The 11,439-nt window shown below is 64.9% G+C and carries 11 protein-coding genes; 5 read left to right on the plus strand and 6 right to left on the minus strand.

Annotated features, from left to right (window positions below; genetic code table 11):
• Positions 1–49: 49 nt before the first annotated feature.
• The 3 genes from MRS60_RS26345 to MRS60_RS26355 are packed head-to-tail and all read right to left on the minus strand — an operon-like array spanning position 50 to position 1,972.
• Positions 50–988: a GGDEF domain-containing protein gene (locus tag MRS60_RS26345; RefSeq protein WP_034181515.1), complete on the minus strand. Its 939-nt coding sequence runs from the start codon at positions 986–988 to the stop codon at positions 50–52.
• Positions 985–1,611 carry a chemotaxis protein CheC gene (locus MRS60_RS26350; RefSeq protein WP_034181514.1) on the minus strand — a complete coding sequence of 209 codons (627 nt, stop codon included), beginning with the start codon at positions 1,609–1,611 and terminating at the stop codon, positions 985–987. Before MRS60_RS26350 ends, MRS60_RS26345 begins: the two co-directional genes overlap by 4 nt.
• Positions 1,604–1,972, minus strand: a complete 369-nt coding sequence (locus tag MRS60_RS26355) for a response regulator (RefSeq protein ID WP_034181513.1) — start codon at positions 1,970–1,972, stop codon at positions 1,604–1,606. The genes MRS60_RS26350 and MRS60_RS26355 overlap by 8 nt, the downstream gene beginning before the upstream one ends.
• 470 nt (positions 1,973–2,442) lie before the next feature.
• On the opposite strand from MRS60_RS26355, the gene MRS60_RS26360 reads away from it, so the two are divergent.
• Positions 2,443–4,686 (plus strand): hybrid sensor histidine kinase/response regulator, encoded by a 2,244-nt coding sequence (locus MRS60_RS26360; protein ID WP_034181512.1) that lies wholly within the window; start codon positions 2,443–2,445, stop codon positions 4,684–4,686.
• Positions 4,687–4,752: 66 nt separating this feature from the next.
• Here the strand turns inward: MRS60_RS26360 and MRS60_RS26365 are convergent, their stop codons facing one another.
• Positions 4,753–5,307, minus strand: a complete 555-nt coding sequence (locus MRS60_RS26365; RefSeq protein WP_243565839.1) for an NADPH-dependent FMN reductase — start codon at positions 5,305–5,307, stop codon at positions 4,753–4,755.
• A 372-nt stretch (positions 5,308–5,679) separates the two neighbouring features.
• Between MRS60_RS26365 and MRS60_RS26370 the strand changes: the two genes are divergently transcribed.
• Positions 5,680–6,279 (plus strand): RNA polymerase factor sigma-70, encoded by a 600-nt coding sequence (locus MRS60_RS26370; protein WP_034181510.1) that lies wholly within the window; start codon positions 5,680–5,682, stop codon positions 6,277–6,279.
• Positions 6,257–6,472, plus strand: coding sequence for a zf-HC2 domain-containing protein (locus MRS60_RS26375; RefSeq protein WP_034181509.1), 216 nt, complete (start codon positions 6,257–6,259; stop codon positions 6,470–6,472). The genes MRS60_RS26370 and MRS60_RS26375 overlap by 23 nt, the downstream gene beginning before the upstream one ends.
• 123 nt (positions 6,473–6,595) lie before the next feature.
• Here MRS60_RS26375 and arsC read toward each other — a convergent pair whose 3' ends face one another.
• Positions 6,596–6,955, minus strand: a complete 360-nt coding sequence (arsC, locus tag MRS60_RS26380; protein ID WP_105391297.1) for an arsenate reductase (glutaredoxin) — start codon at positions 6,953–6,955, stop codon at positions 6,596–6,598.
• Positions 6,956–7,934: 979 nt separating this feature from the next.
• Here arsC and parA point away from each other — a divergent pair.
• A complete protein-coding gene (parA, locus tag MRS60_RS26385; protein ID WP_034181507.1) occupies positions 7,935–8,597 on the plus strand; it encodes a ParA family partition ATPase in 663 nt (220 codons plus the stop codon).
• A 23-nt stretch (positions 8,598–8,620) separates the two neighbouring features.
• A complete protein-coding gene (locus tag MRS60_RS26390; RefSeq protein WP_243565840.1) occupies positions 8,621–9,682 on the plus strand; it encodes a ParB/RepB/Spo0J family partition protein in 1,062 nt (353 codons plus the stop codon).
• Positions 9,683–9,787: 105 nt separating this feature from the next.
• Here the strand turns inward: MRS60_RS26390 and MRS60_RS26395 are convergent, their stop codons facing one another.
• Positions 9,788–11,155 (minus strand): replication initiation protein, encoded by a 1,368-nt coding sequence (locus tag MRS60_RS26395; protein ID WP_243565841.1) that lies wholly within the window; start codon positions 11,153–11,155, stop codon positions 9,788–9,790.
• Between the last annotated feature and the right edge of the window lie 284 nt (positions 11,156–11,439).

Below are 11,439 nucleotides of genomic sequence, written 5' to 3' on the forward strand. Positions count from 1 at the left end.
GCGGCACGCGCGGGGCGAAGCCGCTTCGCGCGATGCGGGGCGGGCGCGCCTACGCGTAGGCGACCGAACGATCGCGCCCGAGCCGCTTCGCGCGATAGAGCGCGGCGTCGGCCTCGCTGACGAGCACGTCGCTGGTCGGCGCGCCCGTTCTCGCGCACGCGCCGCCGACGCTCGCCGTCACCGGCACGCTGACGCCCTCGGCATCGACCGGCGAGCTGCCGATCGCGTCGCGCACCTTGTCGGCCACCAGCATCGCCTCGTCGAGATTCGTGCACGGCAGCAGCAGCGCGAATTCCTCTCCGCCGAAACGGCCGAACGTATCCTGCGCGCGCACGATCGACGCGACGCGGCGCGCCGTCTCGCGCAGCACGGCGTCGCCGGCCGCATGCCCGAAGCGGTCGTTGATCGTCTTGAAGTGATCGAGGTCGAACAGCAGCACCGACATGTCGCCGCCGTAGCGCTGCCAGCGCGCGAATTCGTCGCCGAGCCGCGCCTCGAAGAAGCGCCGGTTCGCGATGCCGGTCAGGCCGTCGCGATTCGCGTGTTCGCGCAGCTTCGCGACCGCTTCCTCGCGCTCGCGCTGCATCACGCTCACATGCGTGACGTCGGAGATCGTCACGCACACGGCCTCGACCTCGCGGCCGCGCGTGAGCGGCATGAACGTGCAGTCCTGCTGCATGTAGTCGACGCCGCCGGTGATCGGCCGGTCGTGCTCGAAGCGGAACAGGTAGGGCCGCTGCTCCCACGAGCTGAACGCGAAGCTGCCGAGCTGGAACACGCTCTCGAGTTTGCGCGACAGCCATGCGCGCGGCAGGTCCGGAAAGCAGTCGAACAGGTTGCGGCCGATCACGTCGGCGGCCGGGATGCCGCTGTGGTCCTGCATGAAGCGATTCCACATCAGCACGCTCATCGAACGGTCGAGCACGAACAGGCCGAAGCCCACCCGCTCGATCACGAGGTCGCTCAGCGACGGCGCGGCGGCCGTCATAGCGCGGACAGCAACGCGTCGAGCGCGTCGCCCATCAGCCGGATCGAATCCTCGGCCATCAGCATCACGAAGTGGGCACGGAACGCATGATCCTCGAGCCCGAAGTTCACCTCGAGCAGCAGCGCGACGCTCCACGCGAGCTCGGGCGGCTGGAATACGTCGTCGAACGACACGTTCGAACCGAGCAGCCCCGGCGGAAAGAACACGGGCTTGCGGCCGAGCTCGTCGAGGATCGACGCGACGCATGCGCCCATCAGCACGTTCGCGACGTCGAACATGAGCTCGTCCGGCGTCGCCATCCCGCCGTACACGCCGTCGCCGAACGTGCGGTCGACGATCGTCATGAGCCGCGCGACGCCCGCGCTGCGGCACAGCACGATCGCCTCGCCCTTGATGTCGGAGCGGAAGCCCTGGCGCACGGCGGTCACGTTATCGTGAATGCCCGTCATCTCGCGCAGCGCGTCGCCCGCGTCGGCCGCTTTCACGACGCGCACGCGCGGCACCGACAGCTCGATGAAGCGCCCGAGCAGCAACGCAAGCCGCGCGGCGGCGCGGCCCATTGCAAGGTTGGCGATTTCCTGCAACGCGTCGCGTTGCTCCGCCGTGAACACCGATTCAGGCATACAACCCATACTCCTTGAGAATGGGCAGCAATGCGTCCGACGTCACGGGCTTGGCAACGAATGCGATCGCGCCCAATTCGCGCACGCGTGCTTGCGCCTGCGGCTGGATATCGGCGGATACCACGATCACGAACGTGTTCAGATCTTCGTGGCGCAGTGTCTCCAGGACCTGATATCCGCTCATGTCGGGCATCGTCAGGTCCAGAAACATCACGGAAGCTTTGCCGTCACGATAGAGCGCCAGGGCCTCGCGACCATTCGCTGCATACGCGACGTCAACGTCCCAGTCTCCCGGCAACGCCTTTGTCAGAAGTTTGCGAGCGAGCAGCGAATCGTCGGCAATTACAATCGGCAAAGGCATGGGGCGATGCGGTATACGGAGTGGTCTCTCTCGCGTTAACGGCCGCGCGGCGCACTTCTTGAGGCGCCATGCGTTCGGGCGCAGGCAACCGCCTGGCGGCCGTGCACGGGCGCCGCGACGCAGGTGCGCGCGACGCACCGCGCGGCGAACGCCGGCGGGCGCATATATCTGTCATAGGGAAAGCAAGGCGCGATTCTCGGAGTAAACCGAAGTCGGTGCAACTCGCCATTTTCACCATTTCGAACAGAATCGATCCGATCGCGCGTCATTCCGAAAACAGCCGCAACCATTTTTGAGATAAGTACGCAAAATTTTTCCTTGTGTACGTTTGCGCTGCCGGATTCGTCGCGTTTTCAATCCGACAATTTCCCCCTGTTGGAATCGACGGGATCGTGCTCGTACGGCGCGGTGCGGCGGGCCGTCGCAACTCGTTTATGATGGCAGGCACCTCTGCCTCACCCGCTGCTTCGATGACGTCCGACCGGCCTGCCGACTCCCACGCCCCCGCCTCCGCTCCCGCCGACGACTGGCAGGACGACGGCACCTACGCGTCCGGTGCGCCCGAGCACGATTTCGCAGTTCGCCGCGTGACGCTGATCGTGCTGCTCGTCGCGGCGATCGTGCTGCCGTGCATCTACGTGGTGGTGATGGCGTACAACGATCTGAAGGCGCGCGAGGCCGCCGCGAGCGACGTGACGATGCGCACCGTGCGCGTCGCCGAAGAGCACGCGCTCAAGGTGTTCGACCTGAGCGAAACCCTCGATGCGCGCATCGTCGATCTCGTGCAGGACATGGACGACGCGACCGTACGCAACAGGGAATCCGACATCCACGAAGCGCTGAACACGATCGGCGGCGGCTACCCGCAGGTGGCCGCCGTGTCGATCTTCGGCGCGAGCGGGATGCTGCTCGCCAACAGCCTCTACTATCCGGCGCCCTATGCGTCGATCGCGAACCGCGACGACTTCGCCGGCATCCGCGACGGCAAGGTCATCGAACACATCTCGCGGCTGATGATGGGGCCGCTCAAGCTCGAGAACATTCCCGTGTTCAACACGGGCGTCGCGCGGCGCCATAGCGACGGTTCGTTCGCCGGGATGGTGTCGATCGCGCTGAAATCGTCGTATTTCAACGCGTTCTACCGCGACCTGCTCGGCGGCGCGAGCACGCCGATGACGATGGCGCTCGCGCGCTCGGACGGCGCGGTGATCGCATCGTATCCGCCGCCGCCGTCGCTCGCGCATACCGATCGCACGGCCACGTTCGGCGACGCGCGCAACGATCCGCGCGCGGGCGTCGTGCGCGTGCGCCACGACGGCGCAAGCAGCGAGATCGTCGCGTACCGCCAGGTCGGCAGCTATCCCGTCTATGTGTCGTGCGCCTACCGCACGTCGGCGATCTGGCATGAATGGTACGAACACCTGAGCGTGCTGTTCATCTCGATGTTCGCGCCGTCGATCGCGCTGTGGTCCGTGATCTGGCTGTCGCTCAAGCGGCTGAAGGCGGAAGAGGAGGCGTGGGACCGCTGGCAGGCGGAAGCGTCGATGCGGCGCTCGATCGAATCGGCGTACCGGCAGTCGCGCAAGATGCAGGCGCTCGGCAACCTCGTCGGCAGCGTCGCGCACGACTTCAACAACCTGCTGATGATCATCTCTAGCAACGTGCAGATCGCGCGGCGGCGCGGCGTCCAGCATCTCGACAAGGAACTCGGCGCGATCGAACGCGCGCTGAAGAACGGGCAGTCGCTCACGCGCCAGCTCCTCGGCGTCGCGCGCAAGCAGCCGCTGCACAACGAGACGATCGACATCGGGCAATGGGTCGGCACGTGCCGCGAGCTGCTGAAGACATCGCTCGGTTCGAAATCGTCGCTGGTCGTCGCGATCGAGCCCGGCGTCTGGCCGATTCGCGTCGACGTTGCGGAACTCGAGCTCGCGGTGATCAACCTCGCGGTCAATGCGCGCGACGCGATGGCGACCGGCGGGCGCTTCACGGTCGGCGCGCGCAACGTGACGCTGCGCCGCGAGGACGGCTTTCCGCTGACCGGTGATTTCGTGCAGATCTCGCTCGACGATACGGGTTCGGGCATGGCGCCCGACGTGCTTGCGCGCGCGTTCGAACCGCTGTTCACGACGAAGGCGCAGGGGATGGGGACGGGGCTCGGGCTGCCGCAGGTGTTCGCGTTCTGCGAACGCTCGGGCGGCCTCGCGACGATCGACAGCGCGGTTGGCGCCGGCACGTCGGTGCGCCTCTACCTGCCGCGCGCGCGCGCCGAGGACGTCGTCGTGCGGCCGCAGGCCGTCGTGCAAGACGCAAGCGCGCTCGCCGGGCTGCACGTGCTGCTCGTCGAGGACAACAGCGAAGTCGCGGCCGGCACCGAAGCGCTGCTTTCGCTGCTCGGGCACCGCGTGACCTATGCGCCCACCGCCGACGACGCGTTGCGCCTGATCGAAGGCGCGGCCGCGAACGACGCGTTCGACCTCGTGATTTCGGATATCCACATGCCGGGCCGCCTGAACGGCATCGACCTCGCCGAAGCGGTCGACAAGCGGCCGGGGAAGCTGCCCGTGATTCTCGTCACGGGTTATGCCGAGGAGCTCGACCGCACGCGCACCGTCAACGTCCGCGTGCTGTCGAAGCCGTTCGACATCGCGCTGCTCGACGAGATCCTGCTGGGCATCCGCGAAGCGCGCGACGCGCGGCACACCGGCACGTGACCCGCTGCGTGCGGGCCGGCGCCGGCGTCGGCGGCCTGAACGGCCGCCGCGATCGGGCCGAAGTCGTCAGGCCGCCTTCAGCAGGCGCACCCAGCCCGCGTAGCGGTCGACGAAGCCCTGCAGGAACTTGCGGGTGTCCTCGCTGACGATCTGCCCCTGCTCGTCGATGCGCGCCGGGTCGTGCTTGATGAACATCTCGGGCTGCCCGAGCGTCTTCACGTCGAGGTACGCGAGCACGTTGCGCAGGTGCTGCTGCGCGAGCGCCGTGCCCGTCGCGCCCGGCGACGTGCCGAGCACCGCGCCCGGCTTGCCCGACCACGAGTTGGAACCCCACGGGCGCGAGCCCCAGTCGAGCGCATTCTTCAGCACGCCCGGCATCGACCGGTTGTACTCGGGCGTGACGAACAGCAGCGCATCGGCGGCTTCGATCGACTGCTTGAAGCGCTTCGCGACGTCCGGGAAATCCGCGTCGTAGTCCTGGCTGTACAGCGGCAGTTCGCCGATCTCGACGAACTCGAACGAAAAATCGGCGGGGGCGAGCGAGATCACCGCGTGCGCGAGTGCGCGGTTCGACGAAGCGCGGCGCAGGCTGCCGACGACGACCGCAATACGATAGGACATGACGTTCTCCTTCCGGTGAGTGAGGAATCGGTTCGATTGCTTCCGAACAGGTGACAAAGGTCTGTTTATAGGCAAGCCAGCCCGCGAACCGCCCGACGGGGCCGTCCGGCCGACTTTCCACAAGGTTTTCCACAGAAATTGTGGATAACTCGACCGTTATGTTCTGATGTTACAAACCACCCGCCGCGCGGCGTCGTCGACGCGCGACACGGGTTTCGGCAAGCATAGCGCAGCGCGCCGGCCGGTTTCGCGAATTCGTGACGGAACATACGTTGCAGGCCGGCAGCGCGCCCAGTAAGCTGCTTGCACCGCGATGCGCCCGCCCTGTGCTGTGGCGCAAGCGCGATCGCCTCGAGACATTGCCACCCCGACATGCCGTCCGCGTACGACGACCCCGTTTATCTCGCGCAACTGCGGCGCGACCTGCTGCGCTTCGCGCGACTCCAGCTCCGCGATGCCGACGCGGCCGAAGACGCCGTGCAGGAAGCGCTGACCGCCGCGTGGTCGCATGCGAGCGATTTTGCGGGGCTGTCGGCCCACAAGACCTGGGTGTTCGGCATCCTGCGCAACAAGCTGATCGACGTGCTGCGTGCGCGGCAGCGGACGGTGAGCCTGTCCGCACTCGACGCCGAGCTCGATGGCGAATCCGTGCTCGATCGCGAGCTGTTCAAGGAAAACGGGCACTGGGCCGCGCATGCGAAGCCGCGGCCATGGCCGCGCCCCGAAACGCTGTTGCAGCAGCAGCAGTTCTGGGCGCTGTTCCAGGCCTGCCTCGATCACCTTCCGGAACAGATCGGGCGGGTGTTCATGATGCGCGAATTCCTCGACGTCGAGATGACGGACATCTGCAGCGAATTGACGCTGACGACGAATCATTGCAGCGTGCTGCTGTATCGGGCGCGCACGCGCCTGCGAACCTGCCTGAGTGAAAAAGGACTGACGACCGAAGATGCTGCCGGGGAAATGTACTGACGTGACGCGATTGCTGTCGGATGCGCTGGACCGGCATCTGACCTTGCATGAACGCCTGCAGGTGCGCGTGCACCTGCCGACCTGCAGTGGCTGCAGAGCCTATCGCGGGCAGATCGCACTGCTGCGGACGGCCGCGAAAGCGGCGGCGGGGCGGGAACCGGGCGACGACGACACGTCGTCCGGGGCAGGCTAGATCCGGGCCGCGTTGCCGCTATTGTCCGGGCGGCGGGTGGCGCGCTGCCCGGCGATCCGACCTGCTTCGATTGCTGGCGTGCACGCCGGGATGATGCAATAAGAAAAATACGCCGGACAAGAATTATTCGAACAGCGCCTGCACCGATTCGGGCGGCCGGCCGATGGCTGCCTTCCCGCGATAAACGACGATAGGACGCTGCAGCAAAACCGGATGAGCGGCGATTGCCTCGTAGGCTTGCGCATCGGTCAAATCCGCACGTGCCAGATCCAGTGTCTTGTACGGCTCCTCGCCGTCGCGCAGCATGTCGCGAACCGGGCGGCCGAGTTGCCGATGCAGCGCTTCCAGTTCCTCGACCGTCAGCGGCGTCTTCAGGTACTCGACGACGTTCACCGGCGTGCCGGTCGTGTTCAGCGTCTCGACCAACGCAAGCGTCTCGCGCGATTTAGAGCATCGGGGGTTGTGGTAGATCGTGATCATCATTCAGGCCTGGATGGGAGAGGGCTGTATTGTAGCCAGTCTGGATCGGGGGTTTCGGCGTGGGCGGCAAGTGGGGGTAGCGGTGTGGGGACTCGATACTTTGGAGAGGCTGGTTGGCGGGAAGGTGCTGCCAGCGACACGGGCCTCGGGCGAAGCGATGCGTCGGGGGTGGGCTTCAACGGGGTGACGTGTTTATGCGCATAAAGTCGTGCGGCCCGCTATCTCGCGGCAAGGATAAGGATTCGCAAGCCGGCGCATCATGATGGGTGTTTCGGGTGGCAAAGAGCGCAGGGTATAGCGTGGTACGTCGATTGGTTTATGCGCATAAAGCCCGTGATCGCTCGGCAGGGTATCGGAGTTCATCGCGCCGACGAGCGTCGACAGTCACTGCACCGGAGCGATCGGTCGCATCGATGTACTGCCGTGTCAGGGCATCCCGGCTTGCCGAATTGATGCGGGGTAGGCACGTGATCGCACGGTACTCGCCATCCATCGACCGCGGTTTATGCGCATAAACGTTGCGGCTCAGTATGACGCGACGCCGATGCTCATAGGCTCAATGGCACACCTCCCGAGTTGCATATCTGACCGGGGCGGACAAGATCACGCCCGCGCTCGGGAATGCCTCGCTGTCCTGCCGCACGGTTGGTCTGCCGCGGTCGCCGCAGAGTTTATGCGCACAAACTCACCCGCTCGCAGGCACAACCACCCACCACCGTCACGCGAAAGAGCAGCGCACTTCGATCTCGCCAGCACTCACTGCGCGTACCAACGACGCACGTCGTGATGACGCAACCGTCATGTGGCTCGTCAACGTCCGCAGACATCATCCACGCCATCCGATACGTCGCCGATCATCACCGGTCCGTTTATGCGCATAAACCGATAGCCCGAATGGCTAACGCGTAGTTGTCGAACGACAATTTCATTGAAATATAAATATCGTCCTGTAGAATTCCAACGACCAAAATAGGAGTGAAAATTGGCCGCGGAAATCATTGCAGTCACTCAACAAAAAGGTGGCGTAGGCAAAAGCACGATTGCCATGCACCTCGGCGCCGCGTTCCATGAAAAAGGGAAGCGCATCCTCGTTATCGACGCAGACCGTCAAAACACCCTGGTTCACTGGTCGAGTGCATCCGGCGACAGCGACACCGGCATTCCGTTTCCGGTCGTCAACCTTGCCGAAGCCGACGGCCAGATCCATCGCGAGATCAAGAAGTTCATCAACGACTACGACATCATCGTCGTCGACTGTCCGCCGTCGATCACCGAGAAGGTATCCGGCGTTGTCCTGCTGGCCGCATCGATTGCGGTGATCCCGACTTCGTCGTCGCCGGCCGATTACTGGTCGAGCGTCGGGCTGGTCAAACTGATCCAGCAGGCGCAGGTCATGAACGAAGACCTCCGCGCGGTTTTCCTGCTGAACAAGACCGAAGAGAAGCGCATGCTGACCCGCGAGCTCAAGCGCGCACTCGAGGAGCTCGGCTTCCCGTTGCTGAAGACGCAGATCCCGACGCGGGAAGCGTACAAGCAGGCGATGGCGCTCGGTCAGACCGTGCTGCAGATGAACGATCGCGGCGGCAAGCTCGCCGCCGCCGAAATTCGCGCATGTGCCGACGAAATCGTCGCCATGCTGCCCTGACTTTATGCGCACAAAGGAGTCACATGAAACCTTCCCAATTTGCAAAAGGATTCCAAGCGCGCCCGGATATCACGACGAGCGAGAAGCGCACGGCGCTCGATCGGCTCAATGCGATTGACGGCATCGTCAAGTCCGAGACGCCCGCCGCGGCACCGACCAAATCCGCGAAGAAAGACATCGCGGTGCCGCCCGCTCCCGAACTCACGCTCGATCCGTCGATCGACGAATCGCAGCAATATCGCGCATGGCGCCTCGAGAACCGCTATGCCCCCGGGCAGGTGATCGAGCTGTCGCTGAAGGCGATCAAGCATAGCCCGTTCAATCCGCGGCACTTCTATCTGAAGTCGTCGATTGCCGAACTCGCGGTCAATCTCGCGAAGCAGGGGCAGCAGCAGGCGATCCACGTGATTCCGGATTACGACAATCCAGGCACGTATTTCGTCAGCGACGGCGGCCGTCGCGTGCGGGCGCTGAAGGAAGCAAACAAGGAATCGGTGAAGGCAATCGTGATCGACGTGCCGATCGGTATCCAGAGCTACAAGCTCGGCTACGATCTGAACGTCCAGCGCGATTCGCAGACGGTGTTCGACAACGCCGTCGTGTGGCGCCGCTTCCTCGACGACAAGCATTTCCAGAGCCAGAAGGAGCTCTCCGAGCATCTCGGCCTCGACGAGTCGACGGTGGCCGTCGCGCTGTCGATCGGCAAGTTGCCGGAAGCCATCATGCAGGAAATGGTCGCGCGTCCCGATCGCTTCGGTTCGAACATGGCGTATCAGGTCGGCCGCTATCACAATGCGCGCGGCACCGAGGCCACGCTGCGGCTGATCAACAAGATCGTGTCGGACGATCTCAGCACGCGCCAGGTGTCGGACATCGTCAAGGGCCGCGTCGCTGCGCAGGAGACGCCGAAGGCCGCGGGCCGTCAGCGCTACGCGCAGCGTCTCGAGATCAAGCTCGGCGGCAAGTCGGTCGGCGACCTGAAGTCGTATGGCGAAGACCGCATCGAATTGCGCCTGCGCGGCCTCCCGAAGGACAAGCGCGACGCGATCCTCGAGCAGCTCGAGCGGATGCTGTTGTCGGAGTGATGGAAGCGGCCGGCAAGGCCTGGTGAAGACGCCGGGCCCGCCCGGCCGAGCAGACGGCCGGCGGCAGGCCCGTCAGCGAGCCTGAGCGGGCCTGCTGAGCGGGCTTCAGGCGGCCCGCGACTGGTTCAGCGTGAACGACAGCAGGTCGCCGTCCGTCGGCTCGCCCCAGGTCTTCTGGGCCAGCCAGTCGAAAAAGGCCGTCTCGGCCAGCTTGGAATCGAGGCCGCGCTTGCGCCAGTCGTCGCGCAAATGCGTGCCCATCGTCGGCAGCGCCTCCGACTCGAACGACTCGCGCGCCACTTCGCGCTCGGCGTCACCCTGCTCCTCGTACAGCACCTTCGCTTCCTTGCGGCGGAACGCCGAGAATTCACTCAGCAGGCGTGCCTTCAGGTCGTCCGGCTGCGCCGCGGCAACCTTCGCGGACGGCGTGCCGGCAGGCAGCGCGTCGACCGACTCGACCGGCGGCGCGTAACCCTTCTTCAACGCATCCTTGAACAGCGCCGGCGCGCTGCGCACCGGCGGCAGCGTCGTGCTGCGCAGCCGCTGCTCGGTCATTTGCAGTGCGGCGCGAATCCGGTTCTCTTCGCTGTCCGCGTAGAGCGTCTGCGCTTCCTTCAGCGGGATCCCGAGTTTCACCATCCGGTCGACCAGCGTGCTGTCGAACACGTTCGGGTGTTCGTCGAGCGCGAGCATCGGCTGCTTGCGCTCGGTCACGCGGAACTGGATCTCCGCGACCCGGCGCCCTTCACGGTGCTCGATCAGCTCGACGAAGATGTTGGTGACCGCGTTGACTTCCGCGATCGCCGGACGCAGATAGTCGCGCTTGAAGTACTTGTACTCGCGCTTCGCCTCGTCGCCGGCTTCGGTGTCGGGCGTACCCGACAGGATCGGCCGCCACCATTCCCACGGCTCGCGCATCGTCAGGTGGCTCGGGTTCGTCAGATAGCGCACGCAGATCTCGTACAGTGCGAGGCCGGCGCTGCTGCGCAGCTGGCTCTGGAACTGCAGGCTCAGGCGCGCATACTGGACTGGGTCGAGCAGCTTTTTCTTAATCTTCGGTGCGAACGAGAATTCGACCCACACGCGGCGGGTCGCCGGATCCTCGAGAATTTCCGCGTCGGCGATCAGCGTCGAGATCCCCCACTTGCGGCCCGGCTTCTGGCTCGACGTCCCCGTACTCCATTCGACCTGCACCGACACCATGCGGCGCAGGTGTTCCTTCACCAGGGCGGTGTCGTTCGAATCGAAGGCGGAGTTTGCGACGATATCCGACAGCAGCGCGCGATACGTATCGCCCGAGTCGTCGGCCTGCTGCGCGACGGCCAGCAGGACGTTGAACAGCTTGCGGGTCAGGAGCGTGATCTTGCCGCTCTTCGGCTGAATTGCGATCGCCTCGACGGCCTTGCGCAACTCGGCTGAACTGGCACTCACCACATCCACATCGGTTTTCTTGGCGCGCTTCGTCGTGGCCATACGTCGGGTCGGAGGAGAAGTTTTCCGGAAGGATAGCGCCTGCGGTGATGTGCGTCCAGAACGACATGCTCACCATAGCCGGTGAAGCGCGCGTGCAAAATGGCACTCACCCCAACCGCTCCCGAAAACGCTCACCGGTCCGGAATTGCGGCGTTCCGGACTCGTCCAGACGTGCCGCGGGATGCGCCGATTCACAGAATTTCCCCTGTGCATGACACGTGCGAAACTCGCTCCCGTATCGGCTCACCTTTCGATTTGTCGTAATTTTGCGACTGCACGTCCGT

The sequence above is a fragment of the Burkholderia pyrrocinia genome (assembly GCF_022809715.1).
Lineage (GTDB): Bacteria > Pseudomonadota > Gammaproteobacteria > Burkholderiales > Burkholderiaceae > Burkholderia > Burkholderia pyrrocinia_C.